Annotated in this window: 22 protein-coding genes; 9 read left to right on the top strand and 13 right to left on the bottom strand. The window is 68.7% G+C overall.

The annotated features are described in order from the left end of the window. Positions 1–338 precede the first annotated feature (338 nt). Genes BMZ45_RS11430 through purB form a run of 3 tightly spaced genes read right to left on the bottom strand, consistent with a single transcriptional unit; the run spans position 339 to position 2,620 of the window. Complete coding sequence (locus tag BMZ45_RS11430; protein ID WP_254776615.1) at positions 339–749, bottom strand: VOC family protein; 411 nt, start codon at positions 747–749, stop codon at positions 339–341. Between the two features lie 48 nt (positions 750–797). Beyond that, entirely contained in the window at positions 798–1,226 is a 429-nt protein-coding gene (locus BMZ45_RS11435) for a DUF695 domain-containing protein (protein ID WP_091636503.1), read from the bottom strand. A gap of 17 nt (positions 1,227–1,243) precedes the next feature. Continuing rightward, positions 1,244–2,620: an adenylosuccinate lyase gene (gene purB, locus BMZ45_RS11440; protein ID WP_091636505.1), complete on the bottom strand. Its 1,377-nt coding sequence runs from the start codon at positions 2,618–2,620 to the stop codon at positions 1,244–1,246. Positions 2,621–2,896: 276 nt separating this feature from the next. On the opposite strand from purB, the gene BMZ45_RS11445 reads away from it, so the two are divergent. After that, positions 2,897–4,378 (top strand): class II fumarate hydratase, encoded by a 1,482-nt coding sequence (locus BMZ45_RS11445; RefSeq protein ID WP_091636508.1) that lies wholly within the window; start codon positions 2,897–2,899, stop codon positions 4,376–4,378. 12 nt (positions 4,379–4,390) lie between these two features. Here the strand turns inward: BMZ45_RS11445 and BMZ45_RS11450 are convergent, their stop codons facing one another. From BMZ45_RS11450 to BMZ45_RS11480, 7 genes are all read right to left on the bottom strand, one after another. Then, positions 4,391–5,641 carry a serine hydrolase domain-containing protein gene (locus tag BMZ45_RS11450; protein WP_091636511.1) on the bottom strand — a complete coding sequence of 417 codons (1,251 nt, stop codon included), beginning with the start codon at positions 5,639–5,641 and terminating at the stop codon, positions 4,391–4,393. Positions 5,642–5,760: 119 nt separating this feature from the next. Further along, positions 5,761–6,291, bottom strand: coding sequence for a hypothetical protein (locus BMZ45_RS11455; protein ID WP_091636514.1), 531 nt, complete (start codon positions 6,289–6,291; stop codon positions 5,761–5,763). A gap of 37 nt (positions 6,292–6,328) precedes the next feature. Then, positions 6,329–7,093, bottom strand: coding sequence for a GIN domain-containing protein (locus BMZ45_RS21675; protein ID WP_091636516.1), 765 nt, complete (start codon positions 7,091–7,093; stop codon positions 6,329–6,331). Positions 7,094–7,244: 151 nt separating this feature from the next. After that, a complete protein-coding gene (locus tag BMZ45_RS11465; protein WP_254776616.1) occupies positions 7,245–8,312 on the bottom strand; it encodes a hypothetical protein in 1,068 nt (355 codons plus the stop codon). After that, complete coding sequence (locus BMZ45_RS11470) at positions 8,309–9,193, bottom strand: ABC transporter ATP-binding protein (RefSeq protein ID WP_091636519.1); 885 nt, start codon at positions 9,191–9,193, stop codon at positions 8,309–8,311. The genes BMZ45_RS11465 and BMZ45_RS11470 overlap by 4 nt, the downstream gene beginning before the upstream one ends. Then, on the bottom strand, positions 9,190–9,561 hold the full coding sequence (locus BMZ45_RS11475; protein ID WP_091636521.1) for a GntR family transcriptional regulator: 372 nt from the start codon (positions 9,559–9,561) through the stop codon (positions 9,190–9,192). Before BMZ45_RS11475 ends, BMZ45_RS11470 begins: the two co-directional genes overlap by 4 nt. Before the next feature lie 3 nt (positions 9,562–9,564). Then, on the bottom strand, positions 9,565–9,975 hold the full coding sequence (locus BMZ45_RS11480) for a hypothetical protein (RefSeq protein WP_091636524.1): 411 nt from the start codon (positions 9,973–9,975) through the stop codon (positions 9,565–9,567). Between the two features lie 136 nt (positions 9,976–10,111). On the opposite strand from BMZ45_RS11480, the gene BMZ45_RS11485 reads away from it, so the two are divergent. The 7 genes from BMZ45_RS11485 to BMZ45_RS11515 all read left to right on the top strand — a co-directional run bounded on the left by BMZ45_RS11485 (position 10,112) and on the right by BMZ45_RS11515 (position 17,399). Continuing rightward, positions 10,112–10,699, top strand: coding sequence for a glutathione peroxidase (locus BMZ45_RS11485; protein WP_091636527.1), 588 nt, complete (start codon positions 10,112–10,114; stop codon positions 10,697–10,699). A gap of 153 nt (positions 10,700–10,852) precedes the next feature. Next, positions 10,853–11,809 (top strand): FKBP-type peptidyl-prolyl cis-trans isomerase, encoded by a 957-nt coding sequence (locus tag BMZ45_RS11490; RefSeq protein WP_091636529.1) that lies wholly within the window; start codon positions 10,853–10,855, stop codon positions 11,807–11,809. Positions 11,810–11,927: 118 nt separating this feature from the next. Continuing rightward, positions 11,928–12,758, top strand: a complete 831-nt coding sequence (locus BMZ45_RS11495) for an FKBP-type peptidyl-prolyl cis-trans isomerase (protein ID WP_217643192.1) — start codon at positions 11,928–11,930, stop codon at positions 12,756–12,758. Between the two features lie 78 nt (positions 12,759–12,836). Continuing rightward, complete coding sequence (locus BMZ45_RS11500; RefSeq protein ID WP_091636532.1) at positions 12,837–14,183, top strand: UDP-glucose dehydrogenase family protein; 1,347 nt, start codon at positions 12,837–12,839, stop codon at positions 14,181–14,183. Next, a complete protein-coding gene (locus BMZ45_RS11505) occupies positions 14,180–14,428 on the top strand; it encodes a SlyX family protein (RefSeq protein WP_091636535.1) in 249 nt (82 codons plus the stop codon). Before BMZ45_RS11500 ends, BMZ45_RS11505 begins: the two co-directional genes overlap by 4 nt. Before the next feature lie 81 nt (positions 14,429–14,509). Then, positions 14,510–15,211, top strand: a complete 702-nt coding sequence (locus BMZ45_RS11510) for a DUF2058 domain-containing protein (RefSeq protein WP_091636537.1) — start codon at positions 14,510–14,512, stop codon at positions 15,209–15,211. Positions 15,212–15,278: 67 nt separating this feature from the next. Continuing rightward, entirely contained in the window at positions 15,279–17,399 is a 2,121-nt protein-coding gene (locus BMZ45_RS11515; protein ID WP_091636540.1) for an acyltransferase family protein, read from the top strand. A gap of 15 nt (positions 17,400–17,414) precedes the next feature. Here BMZ45_RS11515 and BMZ45_RS11520 read toward each other — a convergent pair whose 3' ends face one another. Beyond that, a complete protein-coding gene (locus BMZ45_RS11520; RefSeq protein WP_091636543.1) occupies positions 17,415–18,272 on the bottom strand; it encodes an alpha/beta fold hydrolase in 858 nt (285 codons plus the stop codon). A gap of 309 nt (positions 18,273–18,581) precedes the next feature. On the opposite strand from BMZ45_RS11520, the gene BMZ45_RS11525 reads away from it, so the two are divergent. After that, complete coding sequence (locus BMZ45_RS11525; protein WP_091636545.1) at positions 18,582–19,403, top strand: right-handed parallel beta-helix repeat-containing protein; 822 nt, start codon at positions 18,582–18,584, stop codon at positions 19,401–19,403. 228 nt (positions 19,404–19,631) lie between these two features. On the opposite strand, the gene BMZ45_RS11530 is transcribed toward BMZ45_RS11525, so the two are convergent. After that, complete coding sequence (locus BMZ45_RS11530; protein WP_091636548.1) at positions 19,632–20,333, bottom strand: hypothetical protein; 702 nt, start codon at positions 20,331–20,333, stop codon at positions 19,632–19,634. A 56-nt stretch (positions 20,334–20,389) separates the two neighbouring features. Then, positions 20,390–23,077, bottom strand: a complete 2,688-nt coding sequence (metH, locus tag BMZ45_RS11535; protein WP_091636550.1) for a methionine synthase — start codon at positions 23,075–23,077, stop codon at positions 20,390–20,392. Positions 23,078–23,148 lie beyond the last annotated feature (71 nt).

Raw genomic sequence — 23,148 nt, forward strand, 5'->3', positions numbered from 1 at the left:
GGGGCGCCCGCCCCCTTTTGCAAAGGGGGCGATGGAGTGAGAGCGGCTGGGGCTCACCACCGAATGCCTGCTGGGCTGCGACAGCCACAGTCATCGTAGCGCCGAGTAGCGCCCGCCCATCCGTTCCCCCCTTTGAAAAAGGGGGGCTAGGGGGGATTTGCTTTTGCTTGCGCACAGCCAAAGCAAATCCCCTGCCGCGAGTGAAGAATCCACATCGATTCGCAAGGGGCGCCCGCCCCCTTTTGCAAAGGGGGCGACGGAGAGGGATCGATGGAGAGGGGGCGATGGAGAGGGGGCGATGGAGAGGGATCGATGGAGAAGCCGGCGACAAGGCGTCGTCAGCTTGCGATCTCGTCGTAGCCGCGTCCCAGGAATTGCAGCAGGCACCAACCGTGCCCGAACGGGTCGGCCAGTTGCACGATGCGGCCCCAGTTGGCCTCGCGCACCGCGCCTTCCTGGATCGCGCCGGCGGCGAGCGCGCGCGTCAGGGCCGCGTCCAGGTCCTCGACCACGACATCCACGTGCGCGGGCGTCCAGTGGCGCGCATAGTCGCGCACCGAGCCGCCGGCGACGACGCTACCCGCGGGCTTTTGCAGCAGATAGATCGGCACCTGCGCGCCGTCCAGTTCGAGCACGCTGTCGCCGAGCCGGCGCGCGGGGCGAAGGCCGAAGGCGGCGATGTAGAAGGTTTCCGCCGCCCCCAGATCGGGGACGTCGAGATTGAGCAGCAAACGCATCGTCGTTGTCATGGCGTGGCCTCACTCGGCGTGAGCGGCCGGCTACGAGGCGAGCCCGCTTCAGCGCAGCCCTATCGCGGCCGCGAAGGAACGATAGAACTCGCCATCCGGATCGCTCTCGCGATCGATCTCGATCGGGTAGGGCGTGGCTTCCTGCGGCATCGCATTGAGCACGCCGATGAAGGCTTCGACGTCGCGGGTGTGGAACACGTACTCGCGGTGATCGGGCTCGGTGAACACGATCGCCAGCAGGCTGTGGCCGGCCGCTTCGATGCGCTCGCATACGCGGTCCTCGAAGCGCTGCATGGCTTCGAGTTCGTCCGGCGAGGCGGTATCGACGCTGCGGTCGTCCTGGTAGGCCCAGATCAGGTTCAGGCGTTCCGGGTAGGCGCGGAAATCGAAACCGCGCTCGAAACGCTTGAGCCGCATCAGCGACAGGCCGTCGTCGGCGCGGTGTTCGGCCAGGGTCCAGCCGCGATTGTCTTCCATGGCGCGTGCCCTCGCTGTCAGATCTCGCGCGCCAGGCGCTCGGCCAGGCCGCTGTAGCTGCCCGGCGTCATCGCCAGCAGGCGCTGCTTGTCGGCCGGCGGCAGTTCCAGACCGGCGATGAACTCGCGCATCGAGGCCTCGTTGATGCCGTGGCCGCGGGTCAGCGCCTTGAGTTGTTCGTAGGGATTGGGCAGGCCGTGGCGGCGCATCACCGTCTGCACGGCTTCGGCCAGCACTTCCCAGGCCGCATCCAGATCGGCGGCCAGGCGCTCGGGGTTCACGCTGAGCTTGCCCAGGCCGCGCAGCAGAGCGTCGTAGCCGATCAGGGCGTGGCCGAAGGCGGTGCCCAGGGCGCGCAGCACGGTGGAGTCGGTGAGGTCGCGCTGCCAGCGGCTGATCGGCAGCTTGGCGGCGAAATGCTCGAACAGCGCGTTGGCGATGCCGAAGTTGCCCTCGGCGTTCTCGAAGTCGATCGGGTTGACCTTGTGCGGCATGGTCGAGCTGCCGACTTCGCCGGCCTTGACCGCCTGCTTGAAGTAACCCAGCGAGATATAGCCCCAGATGTCCCGGCACAGGTCCACGCAGATGGTGTCGATGCGGCGCTGGGCGTCGCAGATCTCGGCGATGCCGTCGTGCGGTTCGATCTGGGTGGTGTAGGGCTGCCAGTCCAGGCCCAGCGAGCTGACGAAGCGCTGCGAGAACGCCGGCCAGTCGATGTCCGGGTAGGCGGCGACGTGGGCGTTGTAGTTGCCGACCGCGCCGTTGATCTTGCCCGGCATCGGCGCCGCGGCCAGGGTCTCGCCCTGGCGCAGCAGGCGCGCGACCACGTTGGCGATTTCCTTGCCGACCGTGGTCGGCGAGGCGGTCTGGCCGTGGGTGCGCGACAGCATCGGCAGCGCGGCGTGCTCGTGGGCCATCGCGCGCAGGACCTGGATCAGCTGGTCCAGTCGCGGCAGCAGCACGTGCTGGCGCGCTTCGTTGAGCATCAGCGCGTAGCTGAGGTTGTTGATGTCCTCGCTGGTGCAGGCGAAGTGCACGAACTCCAGCGCGGGGCCCAGCTCGGCGTCGTCCTTGAGGCGTTCCTTGATCAGGTACTCGACCGCCTTGACGTCGTGGTTGGTGGTGCGCTCGATCTCCTTGACCCGGGCCGCGTCGGCCACCGACAGCCCGTCGGCGAGCGCGCGCAGGCGCGCGGCGGCGGCGGGCGAGAACGGCGCCAGTTCGGCGATGCCGGGCTCCTCGGCCAGCGCCAGCAGCCATTCCACCTCGACCTTGACCCGGGCCTTGATCAGGCCGAATTCGGAGAAGATCGGGCGCAGCGCGTCGACCTTGGCGGCGTAGCGGCCGTCGAGCGGGGAAAGGGCGAGCAGCTGGGCGTTGGGGTCGGCGGACATGGGCAGAGGCGGCGGGAAACAGTCGAACATTCTAACAGCCCGCCGGTTTTTCCCGTCCGGACCCCGCGGTACGGCGCCGGCCGCGGCGGCCCGCACTCGACGCCCCGCGCCGCGGCGGCCATCATGACGGTCGCCAGCGCTGTCCGATGCCAGCCTGCCGCGCCGCCCTTGCAAGCGGGCGCGGCGCCCCCGACCTCATCGACGTGGCCCGCACGCGCGCCCGCCCGGCGCGCGCGCCGCCACGCTCTCAAACCCCACGACGCAATGGAGTTGGCAATGGCGACCCGACGCAAGACCCCGGCCCAGGCCGCGAACAGCAAGCCTGCGAAGTACGTGCCCGGCCAGGGCCGGACCCCGGCCGCGGCGTTCCGCCTCGAACACGACAGCATGGGCGAACTGCGGGTGCCTGCGGCCGCGCTGTGGGGCGCGCAGACCCAGCGGGCGGTGCAGAACTTCCCGATTTCCGGCCGGCCCATGCCGCGCGAATTCATCCGCGCCCTGGCCTACGTGAAGGCCGCGGCGGCCGAGGTCAACGGCGATCTGGAATTGCTGGACGAGGGCCAGTGGTTGGCGATCCGCGACGCCGCGCTGGCGGTGGCCGATGGCCGCCACGATGACCAGTTCCCGATCGACGTGTTCCAGACCGGCTCGGGCACCTCCAGCAACATGAACGCCAACGAGGTCATCGCGACCCTGGCCACTCGCGCTAGCAAGCTCGCCATCCATCCCAACGATCACGTCAACCTGGGCCAGAGCTCCAACGACGTGATCCCGACCGCGATCCGGGTCTCGGCCAAGCTGGCCGCGACCGAATCGCTGCTGCCCGCACTCAAGCACCTGCGCAAGACCATCGAGCGCCGCGCCAAGTCGCTGGCCAAGGTCACCAAGACCGGCCGCACTCATCTGATGGACGCCATGCCGCTGACCTTCGGCCAGGAGTTCGGGGCCTGGGCCTCGCAGCTGGGCTCGGCGCAGGAACGTATCGAGGACAGTCTCAAGCGCGTGCGCCGCCTGCCGATCGGCGGCACCGCGATCGGCACCGGCATCAACGCCGATCCGCGCTTCGGCAAGGCCATGGCGCGCGCCCTGTCGACGCTGGCCGGAACCAAATTCGAATCGGCCACCGACAAGTTCGAAGGCCTGGCCGCGCAGGACGACGCGGTCGAGCTGTCGGGCCAGTTGCTGACCCTGGCGGTGGCGCTGAGCAAGATCGCCAACGACCTGCGTTGGATGAATTCCGGCCCGCTCGCCGGCCTGGGCGAGATCGAACTGCCGGCGCTGCAGCCGGGCAGCTCGATCATGCCGGGCAAGGTCAATCCGGTGATCCCCGAGGCCGTGGCCATGGTCTGCGCCCAGGTCATCGGCCACCACGGCGCGATCACCGTGGCCGGCCAGAGCGGCAATTTCCAGCTCAATGTGATGCTGCCGCTGATCGCCTACGACCTGCTGGATTCGATCCGCTTGCTCGCCAACGTCATGCGCCTGCTCGCCGACAGCGCGATCGCCGGGCTCAAGGTGCGCGAGGACCGCGTGCGCGAAGCGCTGGACCGCAACCCGATCCTGGTCACCGCGCTCAATCCCATCATCGGCTACGAAAAGGCCGCGGCGATCGCCAAGCGCGCCTACAAGGAAGGCCGGCCGGTATTGGAGATCGCGATCGCCGAAACCGGCATGGCCGAGAAAGAGCTGCGCCGGTTGCTGGATCCGACTGCGCTGACCCGCGGCGGCATCCATGCCGGCGGCGGTGGCGGCGGCTGATTCCGCGCGCGGCTAGGGCCGCGGCAAGGGCGCGCAGGCCGGATGCGGCTGCGCGCGCGCGGCCGGTTCGCGCCACTCCGGGTGGTCGTAGGGGATGTAGCCGTTCCAGAACCAGGGCAGGCAGGTCGGCCCCAGGGTGGCGTCGGCGAGGTATTTGAACAGGCCTTCGGCGTTGGAGCTGTTGCTCAGGATCACCATGCAGCGGCGGCCGTCGGCCACGCACAGGGCGAGGTTGTTGGTGCCGTCGTCGTGGCCGCCCTTGGCCCAGGCCTGGCCCTGCGGCTCGCGATAGGTGAGCCAGCCCAGGGCGGCGGACAACGCGATGCCGCGGTTGTCCTGGGTCGCATCCGTCAACAAGGTCGGGAACTGCTGCACCGAATCGATCGCGATCTGCGGGCGCAGCAGTTCGGCCTTGCTGGCCGCGCTCAGCCCCTCGCCACGGGCCAGCCCGGCCAGGAAGGCGGCCTGGTCGGCGATGCTGGTGTCCATCGATCCGGCTGCGCGCACGGCGCCGCGTTTCTTATGGCCCAGCGGTTTGTTCTGCGGGTCGTAGCCGATCGCCAGATTGGCTGCGAAATCCTCGCGCCACACCAGGCTGGTGCGTGTCATGCCGAAGCGGTCGTAGACCTGGCGCTGCATCAGTTCGGCGACGTCGATGCCCAGGCCGACCTCGATCACGAACTGCATCAGGTTGATGCCTTCGCCGGAGTAGGCGTAGCGCGTGCCCGGTTCGAAGTGGAACCGCAGCTTGCCGTTGGGGTCGTAACCGCCTTCCGGGGTGAAGAAGCGGAAATTCGCGAAGCCCGGGGTATGCGACAGCAGCATGCGCGGGGTCAGCTTGCGCCAACGCTCGTCGCCGGCCAGGTCGGCGTACTTCTCGTATTCGGGCAGCGGCTTGGGCAGGTACTGCGCGATCGGGCGGTCCAGATCGAGCCGGCCCGACTCGACCAGCGACATCACCGCGTAGGCGAACTGGCCTTTGGTGATCGAGGCGCCGTACATGACGGTGTCGGTGGTCAGCGGCAGCCGCTGCTCGAGATCGCGCGCACCGTAGGCCTTCAGATGCACGACGCGGCCGTCTTCGATCACCGCCAGCGCCAGGCCGGGCACATGCGCGGCCTGCATCAGGCGTTCGACTTCGCGGTCCAGCGCCGCGCCGCGCAGGGGCGCGGGCTCGCGCACGGCCTGACCGGCGCAGCCGGCGAGCAGCAGGATCGCGAAACAAGCGGGCAGCAAGCGGGCGAACGGGCGACGTGCGGGCATGACGAGTCCTCCGATGGAGATTCGGACGGCGACCCGCGTGGCGGGCGTCAGGTGGGGTTTACATCAGGTCGAGCAGGTGCCCGTCGCAGCACCGGAGAAGCGACGGGCACCGCACTCGGTTAAGCGTTGCAGTCGGTCACGCTGCCCTGGTCGAGGGTGGCGAAGGGCTTGAACGCGGGCAGGCTTTCGACCAGCGCGTCCTGGGCGGCGCGCATTTCGACCACGCGCTTGCACAGGCGCTGCGCCTGCTGGGCGATGTTGTTGGCTTCGGCGTCCATCTTGTCGCCGACCGCGCCGGGGTCGCCCTTGACCATGCCCTCGATGGTTTCGCTGACGGCCTTGCCGGCGATCGCGGCGCCGGCCTTGCCGATCGCGATGCCGTCGTCGCGCACGCCCACCGCGTTGGTGTACAGGCGCTGGGCCTGGCTGCGCTGGGCCGGATTCAAGGCCACGGCCTTGCCGTCGATGCTCAGATCGCCTTGCTTGGTGATGACCGCGACTTCGCGTCCGCCGTGCAGGCTGATGCGGTCGTCGCCGAGTTCGATGTGCTTGAGGACGCTGTTGCCGACCGTCACCCGGTCGTGGCTGCCGCAGCCGACCAGGGCGACGGCGAGCAGGGTGCTGGCGAAAGCGGCGGTGGCGAGTTTCATGGCGGAGTCCTGAGGACGTAAGAGGTGGGGGACGCGATCATTCGTCGTCGCGCGGCACGGCGACCGTGCCGGCGACGTCGCGGTGGTCGACCGAGCCGCTGCCGACCGAGCGCACGTGCAGGTTGCCGCGCACGCCGATGACGTCGATATCGCCGGAGCCGATCTCGTCGACGTCGACGTTGCCGCCGACCTCGCGCAACTCGACGTCGCCCGAACCGATATCGCCGACTTTGACGTTCTGGGCGATACGGCGCGCCGTGAGGTCGCCGGAACCGACCGAGACCACGTGCAGCGAGCCGATGTTGTCCAGCTCGATGTCGCCGGAGCCGACATCGGCGGTGACCTGGCCGCGCACGTTCTGGGCGCGCACGTCGCCGGAACCGACATCGGCGCTGAGCGCGGCCACGCCGTTGGCGCGCACGTCGCCGGAACCGACGTTGAGCTGGACCATCAGGTCGGCTGGCACCGTCGCCTCCAGGCGCAGATAGGCGTACTGGTTGCCGAGGCTGAGCCAGTTGCGTTGGTCGCGGCGGGCCACCACCACCAGCTTGTCGCCGACGCGGTGCTGGCTGAGGGTGAGTTCGGGGAGGTACTTGGCGTCGGAGGCGCAGGCGCGGCCGTGGACGGCGTGGTCGGTACCGGTGACCACGTTCAGATCGTGCTGGCCGATATCGAAGACCACCGCCTTGGCGCCGGCCAGGTCCAGCTTCAGATCGCGGGCCTGGGAATGCTGGCAGTGCGGCTCCTGCGCCATCGCCGCCAGCGGCAGCAGGGTTAGGGCGGCGAGCATGGACTTGCGCATCACGTACTCCTGTCGGGTCTGACCCGCCGCAGCGGCGGGCGTCGCGTACTCGGATGCAGTGGGGGCGATCAGGGTTGCAATCGGGTGTCGCCGAGGTGTCGCTTGGGGTGCGCCGGGCGGTGCCGCTGTGCGGTCCGCCCGGCGCCGTGGATCAACCCTCGTCGCGCCAGCGGCGCAGACGGACCGAGGCGAAGATCATGGCTGCGCCGGCCGCCGCACCGATCCACAGCTGGGCGCTGCCCAGGACCGAGTACATGGTGCGCAGGTTGATCACTTCGTGGATCACCGAGGGGCCGTCGCCGTGGATTTCGCCGATGTTGGCCGCGTCGATCCAGCCGCCGGGGAACACGCTGACCAGCGAGCGGGCCACCACGTTCTTCCAGAACCAGCCGCTTTCCAGGTTGAACAGCTGCATCAGGTCGAACCAGGAGACGAAGATGCCGGCGAACAGCGGGATCATGATCGCCCACAGGAAGGGCTTGCTACGGGCCCAGGACGAGCAGAGCATCAGCCAGCCGACGGTCGGCAGCGCCCACAGTGCGTAGATCGGGATGCCCGCCAGCATGTTCAGCGCGACCTTGAGCGGGCTGCCCGGACCCCACAGCAGGGTGATCGGATTGCCGCCGTGGATCAGCACCACCACGCTCAGGATCACCAGGAAGCCGAGCATGGTCGCCAGCGAGGCGGCCACCGCCAGGATCGGCGCGGTCAGGGTGGCGCTGGCGACCTTGGACAGCACGGTCTGACCGTCGGACACCGGCAGCGATTTCCAGAACAGCACGCTGCGGTCCTTGCGCTCGTCGTACAGGCTGCCCAGGCAGTAGAAGAACACCACGAAGGCCAACACGATCAGGGGCCAACTGCCGGCCATGAACAGCAGGCCGTCGACCGCGCCGCCGAGTTCGCGCACGTCTTCGCTGCTCAACTTCTCGGTCAGCTTGGACAGGTCCAGGCCGTTGAGCCGGAAGTTGCCGCCATCGGTGCTGATCATGGCGTTGTTGTTGGAGTCCATGACCCGGCGTGCGGCCAGTTCGCCGACGCCGATGCCCATGGTCGCCAGCAGCAGGAAGATCGCGCCGGCCAGCAGCGGGGCCCACAGGAAACCGCCGCGGTGTTCCCAGAACTCGCGCCGCAGCAACAGCCGGAAGGTGTGGGTGGGATGGACCGCGGCAACGGCGCGCGGGGCGGGGCGGTCGGCGTTGAGGTCGAGCGCGTTCATGCGTAGGTCCCCTTCATGGTGGCGACGAACAGATCGGCCAGGCCCGGCGTGCGGGTTTCGCCGAGCTCCGCCAGGCGTTCGTGCGGCGCGCCGTCGAACAGCATCACGGTCTTGCCGAACGGCAGTGCGCGTTCGTCCAGCGGCTTCAGGCTGCGCGCCTGTTCGAGCTTGTCGGCGTTGACCAGCACTTCGACGAAACGCTCGCCCAGTACTTCCATATCGCTGTTGAGCACGACCTTGCCGTCGCGGATGAACATCACGTCGGTGAGGATGTGTTCGATCTCCTCGACCTGGTGGGTGGTGACGATGATGGTCTTGTCCTCGTCGAAGTAGTCCTCCAGCAGGCGCTGGTAGAACTGCTTGCGGTAGAGGATGTCCAGGCCCAGGGTGGGCTCGTCCAGCACCAGCAGGCGGGCGTCGATCGCCATCACCAGGGCCAGGTGCAGCTGCACGATCATGCCCTTGGACAGTTCGCGCACGCGCAGGTTGGGCTTGAGCTGGGTGCCGGCCAGGAAGCGTTCGCACTTGGCGCGGTCGAAGCGCGGGTGCACGCCGGCGACGAACTCGATCGCCTCCTTGACCCGGATCCAGCGCGGCAGCACCGCCACGTCGGCGATGAAGCACACGTCGCGCATCAGCTCGTCGCGTTGGGTGCGCGGGTCGCGGCCCAGCACCTTGAGCTCGCCTTCGAACGGGATCAGGCCGAGGATGGCCTTGAGCGCGGTGGTCTTGCCGGCGCCGTTGGGGCCGATCAGGCCGACGATGCGTCCGGCCGGGATCTCGAAAGCGGTGTTGTCCAGCGCGACCTTGTTCTTATAGGCCTTGCGCAGACTGCGCGCGCTTACGACGTTGGCGACGCTGGCGAGGGAGTCGGCGTTCATTGAGCACCTGCCTTGTTGCCCGCGGACAGCAGCTCTTCCGTGCTCAGGCCCAACCGCAGGATGCGCTCCAGCACCAGCGGCCACTCCTCGCGCAGGAACCGCTCGCGCTCGTTCAGCAGCAGTTTTTTGGCGGCCTCTTCGGTGACGTACATGCCCAGTCCTCGGCGTTTTTCGACTAGTGCCTCGTCCGCCAGTTCTTGGTAGGCGCGCGAGACGGTGATGGGGTTGAGCTGATACTCGGCCGCCACCTGCCGCACGGAGGGCAGGGCGTCGCCGGGCTTGAGCACGCCGTCGAGCATCATGGCGACGACGCGTTCCTTCAGCTGGCGATAGATGGGAGCGCCGTCGCTCCATTGGATAGCGGTCATGGTTCAGCCCCGCGGTGCGAATGAGAAGTAAGGCATGACTAAGGCCTGGCGATTGCGCCGCGTGGCCTTCCGGGCCTTGCGGTGCGGTACTGCGTCGTCGGCCGGCTCCGCGGCAGAGGCGTTTTCGAGCGCGTTCGCCAGAGCGACCGCGGTGGCGACCTCGGCGGTCAGGGCGGCGACGTCGGCCAGGTTCTCGACCTGCTGGGCGCGGGCCTCGATGCGCTGGGCCTGGGCCTCGGCGCGACGCACGATGGCGGCGGCGTCCAAGGGCAGGGGGGCGACGACGGCCGCGACCCGGGGCGGGGCGACGGAGGAGGCATCCGGCAGGGCCGGATTCGCCGCAACCAGGGCCAGCACCAAAGTGGCGCCGCTGACCAGGAGGGCTGAAATCGAATTATGGAGCTTGCTGTTCATGGCGAACGTCCTGCTCGTTGGTAGACCGGTGTTGTATGCAACTATAACACCAAAACACGCCCGGTCAAGTCCGGCGTACCCAACTGAAGTCATACTTGGCTCACCGGCCCTCCGGCCCCCCGTTCAGAGCCTCGCCATGCCTGCCACCGCCTCCCGCCTCCGCCGTACGGCCGCCACGGCCGCCGTTTCCCTGCTCCTGGTCGCCGGCCTGGCCTCGGCCGCCGGCGGCCTGCTGGACCGCAGCTTCCGCCCGCTGGCGGGCAAGCAGGCGGTCAACCTGCGCAGCCAGTACGGCGGCGAGGTGCTGCTGGTGGTCAATACCGCGAGCAAATGCGGCTTCACCCCGCAATTCGAGGCTCTGGAAGGCCTGCACACCAAGTACAAGGGCAAGGGTTTCGCCGTGCTCGGCTTCCCCTCGGGCGACTTCAAGGCCCAGGAATTCGAGGACGAGAAGCAGATCCAGGAGTTCTGCACGCTCACCTACGGGGTCAAGTTCCCGATGTTCGAGAAGGTGCACGTGGTCGGCGAGCAGGCCACGCCGCTGTACCAGGACCTGGCGCGCAGCGCCGGCGAGGCGCCGAAATGGAACTTCCACAAGTACCTGATCGGCCGCGACGGCAAGCTGATCGCCAGCTACGGCAGCAAGATCAAGCCCGACGATCCGACCGTGGTGGCCGCGATCGAGGCCGCCTTGAAGGCGCCGCGCCCCAAGAAGGCCGGTTGAGTCCTGGCGACGCCCGCCGGCGCGCGGACCGCGCCGGCGCAATTTTCGTGAATTTCGGCGCGATTGCCGATAGCCGCGCAGCCCGCGACAATGTCGGGCTTGCGCCAGCATCCGCAGCGTCAATCATTCCCAATACCAAGGAGTAGGGACCCGATGAAGGCTTTCGTGCGCGGCGCCGCCGCGCTGATCACCACTGCGGTCGCGCTGAGCAGCGCGGCGGCCATTGCCCAGGACAAGACCGTGCTGACTACCGAACGCGAAAAGATCAGTTATGCGATCGGCCTGGACGTAGGCAAGTCGATCAAGCCGGTGGGTCCGGATCTGGATATGGCCGCGTTCGAGAAGGCGGTGCGCAACAGTTTCGACGGCGGCAAGCCGCTGATCACCGAAGACGAAGCGCGCGCCACCGATCAGGCCCTGCGCGCGCGCGTGGCCGCACGCGACGGCAAGCCGGCGCCGGGCAGCGCGCCGGGCACGCCGCCGCCGGCGCCGCCGGCCGTGGCCAAGGAAAAGGTCAGCCAACTGGTCGGCGGCTACATGGTCGGCCCCTCGCTGGCGCCGATCAAAGCCGAAATCGAAGTGCCGCTGCTGATGCAGGCCGTGCGCACCGTGCTGGGCGACGCCAAGCCGCTGCTGGACGAGACCGAGGAGAAGGCCGTGCTGACCGCTTTCAGCGATCGCATGCGCAAGAAGATGGAAGCCGACGCGGCCGCCGCGGGCGAGAAGAACCGCGTCGCCGGCGCCGATTTCCTGGCCAAGAACAAGGCGGTCAAGGGCGTGTTCACCACCGCGTCGGGCCTGCAGTACATGGTGCTGCGCGCCGGTTCCGGCGCGCGTCCCAAGCCCAGCGACCGCGTGCGCGTGAACTACAAGGGCTCGCTGCTGGACGGCACCGTGTTCGACAGCTCCTACGACCGCGGCCAGCCGGCCGACTTCGGTTTGAACCAAGTCATCCAGGGCTGGTCCGAAGGCGTGGCGATGATGAACGTGGGCGCGAAGTTCCGCTTCTGGATCCCGGCCGAACTGGCCTACGGCCCCAAGGGCGCGCCGCCGAGCATCGGGCCGAACGCGACCCTGACCTTCGACGTCGAGCTGGTCGAGATCCTGTAAGGACTAGGTGTCCGGCGTCACGGCGTCGGACACGCGTGGCATGCGATAAGCGATACGTTCAGCTGGCCGCTGGCACTTTGGCGGCTCCCCCGATGCTAGACGGCATGACCGAGCAGGCATGCCCACCCACCAGGAGTTCCGTTTGATGAAGCCCTTCCTGCGCCACACCGCCCTCGCGCTCGCCGTGGGCTCGTTGGTTCTGTTCGCCGCCGGCTGCGACAAGAAGCCCGGCGAAAAAGCCGACGCGACCAAATCCGAAACCGCTAAGGACGAGGGCAAGGGCGACGTCAAGAACATCCCCGGCCTGGCCACCGAGAAGGAGCAGGTCAGCTACATGATCGGCATGGACATCGCCAAGTCGCTGGAGATGGCCAAGGACGAAGTCGACCTGGACACCATCAACAAGGCCATGAAGACCGTGCTGGCCGGCGAAAAGCCGCTGATGGACGAAAAGCAGGCCGCCGAGGTGCGCGACAGCTTCGCCCAGAAGATCCAGGCCAAGCAGATCGCCAAGATGATGGCCGACGCCAAGAAGAACCTCGCCGACGGCGAGGCCTTCCTGGCCGGCAACGGCAAGAAGCCGGGCGTGGTCACCACCGCGTCGGGCCTGCAGTACCAGGTGCTGACCGAAGGCAAGGGCGCCAAGCCCAAGCCCACCGACATGGTGCGCGTGCACTACAAGGGCACCTTGCTGGACGGCAAGCAGTTCGACAGCTCCTACGAGCGCAACCAGCCGGTCGAGTTCCCGCTGCAGCAGGTGGTGCCGGGCTGGCAGGAAGGCATCGCGCTGATGCCGGTCGGCAGCAAGTACAAGCTGTGGATCCCGAGCAAGCTCGGCTACGGCGAGAAGGGCACCCCGGGCGGCCCGATTCCGCCGAACTCGGTGCTGGTGTTCGAGGTCGAGCTGCTCGACGTGCTCGGCGCCGGCGGTCCCAAGCCCGGCAAGTAAGCCGCCGCGCCTCGCGCGCACGCGTGCCCGGCGGCGGAGTTCGCCGGGCACGAACGCAACAGAACCAGAGAGCCCGACATGCGCGTTACGATTTTCGGCACCGGTTACGTGGGCTTGGTCACCGGTACCTGTCTGGCCGACGTCGGCCATGACGTGGTCTGCGTCGACATCGACGCGGCCAAGGTCGAAGGCCTGAACCAGGGCGTGATTCCGATCTACGAGCCCGGACTGGAGCCGATGGTCAAGGCCAATCACGCCGCCGGCCGCCTGCATTTCACCACCGACGCCGCCGCCGCGATCGCGCACGGCGACATGATCTTCATCGCGGTAGGCACGCCGCCGGACGAGGACGGCAGCGCCGACCTGCAGTACGTGCTGGCGGTGGCCGGCACCATCGGCCGGCATATCGAGCGCGCGGTGGTGGTGGTCAACAAGTCGACCGTGCCGGTGGGCACCGCCGACAAGGTCCAGGCCGCGATCGCCGCCGAGCTCGCCCGGCGCGGGGTCGACGTGGCTTTCGACGTCGCCTCCAATCCCGAATTCCTGAAAGAGGGCGATGCGGTCAACGACTGCATGCGTCCGGATCGCATCGTGGTGGGTTCGTCCAATCCGGCCGCGGTGGAGAAACTCAAGCGCCTGTACGCGCCGTTCAATCGCAATCACGAGCGCATCGTGACGATGGACGTGCGCTCGGCCGAGCTGACCAAGTACGCCGCCAACGCGATGCTGGCGACCAAGATCAGCTTCATGAACGAGATCGCCAACATCGCCGAGAAGGTCGGCGCCGATATCGAGATGGTGCGCCAGGGCATCGGTTCGGACCCGCGCATCGGCTGGCACTTCATCTACCCCGGCGCCGGCTACGGCGGCTCCTGCTTCCCCAAGGACGTGCAGGCGCTGGCGCGCACCGCGCAGCACAGCGGTTACAGCGCGCGCCTGCTGGACGCGGTGGAGGCGGTCAACGACAGCCAGAAGGGCCATCTGTTCGAGCTGATCCAGCGCCACTACGGCGGCGACATCGCCGGCAAGACCTTCGCGGTTTGGGGCCTGGCCTTCAAGCCCAACACCGACGACATGCGCGAAGCCTCGAGCCGGCGTCTGCTGGCGCAGCTGTGGGAAGCCGGCGCGAAAGTGCGCGCCTACGATCCGGAGGCCACCGAGGAAGCGCAGCGCATCTTCGGCGACCGCGACGACCTGGTCCTGTGCGATTCCTCGCGCGCGGCCCTGGCCGACGCCGACGCCCTGGTCGTGGTCACCGAATGGAAGCAGTTCCGCAGCCCCGATTTCGCGCGCGTGCGCAACGCGCTCACCGACGCGGTGATCTTCGACGGGCGCAACCTCTACCATCCCGATGAAGTCGAGTCGGCGGGCCTGGCCTATTACGGCATCGGCCGCGGCCGCTCGATCCGGCTGGACACGCCGTGAGCGCCGACACCGGCAATGCCGAGGTCGAGCGGCGGCTGATCGACCTGGAAACGCGGCTCGCGTTCCAGGAACACGCCCTGCTCGAACTCAGCGACGCGCTCGCCGCTTCGCGCGACGAGGAAACGCGCACCACGCTGCTGCTGCACCGCGCCCTGGAGGAACTGCGCCAGCTGCGCATGGCCATGTCCAGCGGCGGTCCGGTCGGCAACGACGCCGCCAGCGAACCGCCGCCGCCGCACTACTGATCGCGGCGGCGCGTTCACCGCGCGCGCCCGCACTCGTTAGACCTCTTATCCACGCAAGCCCCCAGCCGAAGATCCAAGCCGATGAGCGACACTCTCCGCGACCAACTGTTAGGCCTGGGCTTCAAGCCCGCGCCCAAGCCCGAGCGGCCCGAACGCGGCAACGATCCCAAGCGCGGCGGCGGTCGCCGCGACGGCAAGCCCGCGCAGGGCGCGCGCGCCGATGCGCGCGGCCCGGGCGGCAAGCCCGCGCAGCCGGGCCAGCCGCGCAACGAACCGCGCCGCGGTGCCGGCGCCAAGCCGGGCGGAAGGCCGGCCGGAAAGCCCGGTCAGCCGGGGCAGGGCAAGCCGCGCTCGCGCGAGGACATCGACCTGGCCAAGGCCTACGCCATCCGCGCCCAGCGCGAGAAGGACGAACGCATCGCCGCCGAGCAGGCCAAGCAGGAAGAAGCGCGGCTGCGCCGCGAGGCGCGTGCGCGCCTGGCCGAACTGGTCAAGGATCAGGCCCTCAACGTGCCCGACGCCGAGATCGCGCGCCATTTCCCTTATGGCGGCAAGATCAAGCGCATCTACGTCACCGCCGATCAGCTCAAGGCGCTCAACGCCGGCGAGCTGGGCGTGCTGCAGATGGACGGCCGCTACGTGCTGGTGAGCGCGCAGATGCTGGCCCAGGCCGAGGCGGTGTTCCCGCCCGCGGTCGCGCTCAAGGTCGATCCGAACGCGCCCGCGCAGGACGACCCCTACGCCGATCCGCAATACCAGGTGCCCGACGACCTGGTCTGGTAAGGTCGCGCCGTTCCGATCACCCCGCGCCGCGCCACGGCGCCCGCGGCTCGTCCGCGAATGGATACCGATGCGCGTAGACGAGCGTCAGTCAGACTATTTTCCGTATATCGACGGCCTGCGCGCCGTCGCCGTGCTCGCGGTGGTGGCCTACCACCTCAACGCGGCGTGGCTGCCGGGCGGTTTCACCGGCGTCGACATCTTCTTCGTCATCTCCGGCTTCGTGGTCAGCGCCTCGGTCGCGCGCTTCCCGCGCGCCGGCTTCTTCGAATCGCTGCTGCGTTTCTATGCGCGCCGCCTGCGCCGGATCGCGCCGGCGCTGATCGTCTGCCTGCTCGCGACCGTGGTCGCCAGCGCCTTGTTCATCCCCGAAGCCTGGCTCAGCGAGACCAGTCGCAACACCGGGCGCATGGCCTTCTTCGGGCTCAGCAACTTCGTGCTGGCCGCGACCGGCAACGACTACTTCTCGCCCAAGGTCGAGTTCAACCCCTACACCCACACCTGGTCGCTGGGCGTGGAGGAACAGTTCTATGTGGTGTTCCCGCTGCTGTTCCTGGCCTGGAGCTATGGCGCGCGCAAGCGCTGGATCTCGCTGGGGCTGTTCGCGGTGGGCGCGTTGGTGTCGCTGTGGTACGCGCGTTTGCTGGCAGGGGCCGGCGATCGCGCGGTCGAAGCCTTCTATCTCAGCACCAGCCGCTTCTGGCAGCTGGGCGCGGGCGTGTTGCTGTATCAGGCGCTGAGCCTGGCCGGCGTGTCGGGACGCACGGACGGGGGCGGCGCGCGCGCCGCGGCCTGGCTGCGCTCGGCCGGACTGGCGCTGGCGCTGCTGCTGATCGCGGCCGGCTTCGTGTACGCGCGGCCCGGCCATTCGCCCTGGCCCGACGGCGTGTGGCCGGTGCTGGGCACGCTGTTGCTGCTGGGGCTGCTGTACGCCGGCGGCGCGGGCGGCTGGGTCGGACGCGTGCTGTCGACCGCGCCGGCGGTCGGCATCGGACGCATCTCGTATTCGCTGTACCTGTGGCATTGGCCGGTGTTCGTGCTGTTCCGCTGGACCCTGGGCTTGGAGTCGGCCGGCGCGCGCGCGCTCGCGCTGGGCCTGACGTTCGCGCTCGCGACGGCGTCCTATCTGTGGGTCGAGCGCCCGCTGCGGCATGCCGCGCCGCTGGTGCGCATGCGCAATTGGGGCTTCGTGACCGCGGCGGTGCTGGTGGTGTTCTCCTCCAGCGCGATCTACCGGCATGTCGCGCGGCATGCGCAGGACTATTCGCTGAGCGTGGTCAGCCGCAACGCCGGCGACTGGTATCCGTACGGGCCGGAAACCGATCCGGCCTATCCGGGCTGCAAGCTGGTGTCGCGCACCGAGCAGATCGAGGGCGGCGCGGCCTGGGTCTACGAGCGCAGCGGCTGCGCGTCGGCGCCGGTGGATGCGCGGCGCGTGTTCGTGGCCGGCGATTCGCATGCCGGCGCCTATTCGGAACTGCTGCAACGCTCGGTGCTGGCCAGCGGCCGCACGGTGCGGCTCTACTTCGCCGGCGGCTGCGGCGTGGCCGGCCTGGTCGATCGCCGCGAGTTCGACAATCCGCAATGCCGCGGCTACGTCGATGCCGTGCTCGCCGACGTGACGCGCCAGGCGCGCAGCGGCGACGTGCTGTTCCTGCCGGCGCTGCGCCTGCCGCGGCTGTCCGAGCAATGGATGCTGTTCGACGAGCAGGCCGCGGTGACCGCGATGTTCAGCGCCGAGGCCGACGCTTCGCGGCGCCAGGGCGTGGCCGGCGCGATCGAACGCCTGCGTCCGCTCGCGCAACGCGGCGTACGCATCGTGTTCGAGGCGCCCAAGCCCCTGCTGCGCGCGCCGCCGTACCGCTGCTCGGACTGGTTCAACCACGACAATCCGATCTGCGCGCGCGGGCTGAGCGTCGAGCGCGATTTCCTGCAGCGCTACCGCGCCCCGGCGGTGACGGCCTTGCAGCAGATCGTCGCGCAAGTCCCCGGCGCCAGCGTCTGGGATCCGTTTCCGCTGCTGTGCCCGGGCGCCAGTTGCACGGCGCAGCGCGACGGCCGTCCGCTGTATTTCGACGGCGACCACCTCAGCGGCCACGGCAATCGCGTGCTGTTGCCGGGCTTCGCCGCGCACCTGGACGGTTTGAAGGCGGGCGCGCCGGCGCCGGCGGTGGCCGCGCACGCGCAGTGAGTCGACGCGCCTGGCTCAGGCGGCTCGCATCGCCTGGCTGGCGGCGTCGTGGCTGTCGGCCGGGCGCATGCGCGCGATCATCGCCGCGATCGCCTGCGCGGTCTCCAGCGGCCGTTCCATCGGGAACAGATGGCTGCCTTCGATCCAGGTCCAGCGCCCGTCGACCAGCCTGCGCGTGGCCGCGCTGCCGGCATGGCGCAGTTCGCGCGAGCGTGCGCCGGCCAGGAAGGCCACCGGCACGCGCAACTGGGCGGCCAGATCGCTGAGGGCGGTGGTCGGCAGGCTGCGGTAGATCGCGTATTCGGTCTCGCGCACGAACGCGAGCTCGCGGCCGCCGTCGTCGGCGAGGCGGGTGCCGTGTTCGACATAGTCCTGCAGCACGCGCGGATGCCAGCGCGCGAACGCGGGCTTGGCCTGGAAGTGGGCGAGCACCGCTTCGCGGTCGGGCCAGTGCTTGCGCCGTTGCAGGGTCGCGCGGATCGGCATCAACAGATTGTCCAGGCCGGTGCGCCGGCCGATCGCGACCAGGTGCGCGCGCCAGCCCGCGATCAGCGGCGAGTCCAGCATCACCACGCCGGCCACGCGCGCGCCCAATACGCTGTCAGTCAGGCGATGCGCGGCGAGCAGGCTGAGATAGCCGCCCAGCGAATGCCCGACCAGCCAGATGCGGCGCGCGTCGCCGGCGGCGGCGTGCACGCGCGCGATCAGTTCCTCGACCAGGTGCGGCCAGTCCGGCGTGACCGGATAGCGCGGGTCGTGGCCGATGCGCTCCGGCCGCACGATCCGGTAGTCGGCCGCCAGCGCATCCAGCATCAGCCCGTAGACCGGCGCCGGAAAGCCGTTGGCGTGCGAGAACAGCAGCAGATCGGACATGGCGGGGCGGGGCGGGACGAACGGAAGGCTAACCATACCATTGAGTACGGTCACAGGGCATCCGCTGAGGACGCGGCGTTGCGGGACGGAACTCTTGCCGACCTCCGACCACGCACCGCGTTCGCAGTGACGGGACGATCGAGCGTCGCGCGATGGCGCGACGCCGCGAACGGACTATCGCAAGACGCGCACGCCTGGGCGCAGCCGCGGCCGCAAGTCGCGGGCTATGCGACAGCGGACGCCTAGGATGATCCAGGGTCGACGAGCGGCCCCGCGCCGACCGGCGCGACATCGATCGAGAGGGATTTCATGCGCGTCGTACCGATTCTCGGCCTGGCTTTGTCCGGCCTGTTGTGTTCCACCTCCGTGCTGGCCTGCGACACCGTGCTGGCCGCCGATGTTTACGTCATCGACGCGCCCGGCAAGTACTGCCTCAACGCCAATCGCGATCACCCGCTGACCATCGACGCCTCCGATGTGGAGCTCGACTGCAAGACCCGCACGATTTCGCGCGGCGATCAGCAAAGTAGACACATCGGCATCGAAGTACGGCGCCACGACAACGTGACCGTGCGCAATTGCCGCGTCGACGGCTATCCGGTGGGCATCGAAATGCTGATCCAGCGCAACGGCCAGCTCATCAACAACACCGTGAGCAACGCCGGGCAGCCGATTTTTGTCTCCGGCAGCCGCGATCCGCAGGGCTCGCGCCTGACCGGCAACCGGGTCGTGGGCTACGAGCGCCAAGGCCACGAGGTTCCGGCCTGGACGCCCGCGATCGAAGTGTGGGATCTGCCCAAGTCGCAGCTGATCAACAACGTGGTCGTGGGCTACCGCGGTAACCGCGGCATCCTGATGATGCGTTCGCCCGAGTCGCAGCTCACCGGCAACCAGATGCTGGATTTCCTGGCCGAGACCGACGGTGTGATCTCGATGCAGGAATCGCCGCGTACCCGCCTGGTGCACAACACCATCGCCCTGCAGACCGTGCGCGGGCGTTCGGCGGTCAGCAGCGACACCAACGACCACACCTGCGTGGAGAACATCGTGGTCAACGCCATGGGCGGCGGTTTCGAGATCTGCGGGGTGTCGCGCTTCAACGTGGTGCAGCCCTGGATCGAGCCGCACTGAGGCAGGGTCGGGTCGCGGATCGCGCGCGTAGCGGCGATCCGCGGCCGGCTTGCACGGCCAGGCCGTGCTTGCCGCGAAGGCGGGGATCCAGTGACTGCAAAGTCATGCCTGGCGAGGCCCCTGGATCCCCGCCTTCGCGGGAGTCACGGCAGGCCGCCTGCGGCGGTCGGGGCAGCGGCGAGGCGGCGGCAGGGCCGATACAAAACCACGGTGTTCGGGCGACGGCGCTCAACTGAAGCGCGACAAGGCCTCGTGGCTCAGCTCGCGCACCGTCGACACGCCCAGGTCGCGCAGGATGCGGTGGGTGCGGTGCGGCAGCGGCGATTCGTCGATGTCGTGCGGGGCGATGTTCTTGCCGGGCACGCCGGGCAGGAACTCGATGCCGGCGGCGGCATAGCAGTGCTGGACCAGCGCCGAGCAATACAGCGCGCCCTCCTTGGCCAGCAGGTTGCTGCGTCGGCGCAGGCGCCGGCTGTGCATGGCCATCAGGGTGCCGACCAGCTCGCTGATCGAATAGCTGGACAGGCCCGACAGCAGGTCCAGGCCGGCGATCTGGATCTGGCGGATCTGCGCCTCGTCCAGGCCGAAGTCGAGGATGGCGATGTTCGGGAAGGCCTCGGCGTCGTAATAGCGCTCGACCCGGTTCTCCTGCACGCCCAGGCGGATCTGGCGGTAGCGCAGGTCCAGATCGGACTCGATCACCCACCATTGGCCGTCGACGCGGCGTTCGCTGAAGACGAAGGCGTGCGACCACAGGCTGCGGTGGCCGTCGTGGGTCAGCGGCGCCTGCGCCTTGCGGATCAGCTTGTTGATGAAGTCGCGGCCGCCGCACAGGCCGATCCGGCCGGGGCCGGCGTACTTCTCGATGAAGGCGGCGTTGCCGAGGTTTTCATCGTCGGCGTCATGGTCGGACGGCTGGGTTTCGCTCATCGGTCGTGCTCGGCAAGGGCGGCGGGTGGGGCGGTCGACGAGCGCCCCGCACCGTGTCACTCCGGATCGTAATCCAGATTCGAGGCCAGCCAACGCTCGGCCTGGATCACGCTCACGCCCTTGCGGCGCGCGTAGTCCTCGACCTGTTCCTTGTTGACCCGCCCGACCACGAAGTACTGGCTGCCCGGATGACTGAAGTAGTAGCCCGAGACCGCCGCGGCCGGGTACATGGCGTAGCTCTCGGTGAGCTGCAGGCCGGCCTTGTTCTCGGCGTCGAGCAAGCGGAACAGGGTGACCTTCTCGCTGTGCTCGGGGCAGGCAGGGTAGCCCGGGGCCGGACGGATGCCGCGGTAGCCTTCGTCGATCAGGGCGTCGTTGCTCAGGGTCTCGTCGTCGGCGTAACCCCAGAACTCCTTGCGCACGCGCTCGTGCAGGCGCTCGGCCAGGGCCTCGGCGAAGCGGTCGGCCAGGGCCTTGAGCATGATCGCGTTGTAGTCGTCGTGGTCGGCCTCGAAGCGCGCCACGTGCGGCTCGATCCCCAGGCCGGCGGTCACGGCGAAGCCGCCGATCCAGTCCTGGCGCCCGGAGTCCTTGGGCGCGATGAAATCGGCCAGGCAGAAGTCGGGGCGGTCGACCGGCTTGTCGGCCTGCTGGCGCAGGAAGTGCAGCACCGTGCCGGCCTCGTCGCCCAGCACCACGTCGTCGCCGACGCTGTTGGCCGGCCACAGGCCGAACACGGCCTTGGCGCTGATCCACTTCTCTTCGACGATGCGCTTGAGCATCGCGCGCGCGTCGCGGTAGAGCTCGCTGGCCTGGGCGCCGACGACCTCGTCGGTGAGGATGGCGGGGTAACGTCCGGCCAGTTCCCAGGTGTTGAAGAACGGCGTCCAGTCGATGTAGTCGACCAGTTCGGCCAGCGGATAGTCGTCGAACACGTGCAGCCCGGGCTGGCGCGGCGCCGGCGGCGCGTAGTCGGCCCAGCCGCCGTCGTAGCGCTGGCCGCGCGCCTTCTCCAGCGGCACCAGGCGCTTGCCGTCGCCGCGGTTCTTGTGACGCTCGCGGATCTCGGCGTAGTCGGAGGCGTTGGCGGCTACGAAGGGTTCGCGCAGCTCGATCGAGATCAGCGACTGGGCCACGCCGACCGCGCGCGAGGCGTCCTTGACCCAGATCGTCGGCGACTTGTAGTGCGGATCGATCTTGAGCGCGGTGTGCGCGCGCGAGGTGGTGGCGCCGCCGATCAGCAGCGGCATGGTGAAGCCCTGGCGCTGCATCTCGCGCGCGACGTGGCTCATCTCCTCCAGCGAGGGCGTGATCAGGCCGGACAGGCCGATCAGGTCCGCGTTCTCCGCCTTGGCGCGATCCAGGATGGTCTGCGCCGGCACCATCACGCCCAGGTCGACCACGTCGAAGTTGTTGCAGGCCAGGACCACGCCGACGATGTTCTTGCCGATGTCGTGCACGTCGCCCTTGACGGTGGCCATCACGATCTTGCCGTTGGACTTGCCGACATCGCCGGTGCGCAGCTTCTCGGCCTCGATGTAGGGCAGCAGATAGGCCACCGCCTTCTTCATCACCCGCGCCGACTTGACCACCTGCGGCAGGAACATCTTGCCGGCGCCGAACAGGTCGCCGACCACGTTCATGCCGGCCATCAGCGGGCCTTCGATCACGTCCAGCGGGCGCGTGGATTCGGCGCGCGCGGCTTCGGTGTCCTCCTCGATCCACTGGTCGATGCCATGCACCAGCGAGTGGCTGAGGCGGTCGCGCACCGGGCGCTCGCGCCAGGCCAGGTCCTCGACCCGCTTCTCGCCCTTCTTGCCCTTGTAGCGGTCGGCGATCTCGAGCAGGCGCTCGGTGCCGTCGGCGCGACGGTTCAGGACCACGTCCTCGACCCGCTCGCGCAGGTCGGCGTCGAGATCGTCGTACAGCGGCAGGGCGCCGGCGTTGACGATGCCCATGTCCATGCCGGCGCGGATCGCGTGGTACAGGAACACCACGTGGATGGCCTGGCGCACCACCTCGTTGCCGCGGAACGAGAACGAGACGTTGGAGACGCCGCCGGAGATGTGGCTGTAGGGGAAGCGGCGCTTGAGTTCGCGCGTGGCTTCGATGAAGTCGACCGCGTAGTTGTTGTGCTCCTCGATGCCGGTGGCGATCGCGAACACGTTGGGGTCGAAGATGATGTCCTCGGGCGGGAACCCGATTTCCTCGGTCAGCAGCTTGTAGGCGCGCGAGCAGATGTCGACCTTGCGATCGATGGTGTCGGCCTGGCCGACCTCGTCGAAGGCCATCACCACCACCGCCGCGCCGTAGCGGCGCACCAGGCGGGCCTGGCGCAGGAATTCGGCCTCGCCTTCCTTCATCGAGATCGAGTTGACGATGCCCTTGCCCTGCAGGCACTTCAGTCCGGCTTCGATCACGCTCCACTTGGAGCTGTCCACCATCACCGGCACGCGCGCGATGTCCGGCTCGGCCGCGATCAGGTTGAGGTAGTCGACCATCGCCTTTTCGGAGTCCAGCAGGCCCTCGTCCATGTTGACGTCGATGACCTGGGCGCCGTTCTCGACCTGCTGGCGCGCGACCACGACCGCCTCGTCCAGGCGGCCTTCCATGATCAGCTTCTTGAACTGCGCGCTGCCGGTGACGTTGGTGCGTTCGCCGACGTTGATGAAGTTGCTTTCGGGCGTGATCTGCAGCGGCTCGAGGCCGCTGAGACGGGTCTGGCGGGGGAGGGCGGTGGTCATCGGGTGTGCGATTCGAAAATGCTCTTGAGGCTTGAAGCTGAGGAGTGGTAGCGAGAATCGAGTAACCGCTA

This window comes from Lysobacter sp. cf310 (assembly GCF_900114355.1).
In the GTDB taxonomy this organism is placed as follows: Bacteria; Pseudomonadota; Gammaproteobacteria; order Xanthomonadales; family Xanthomonadaceae; genus Lysobacter.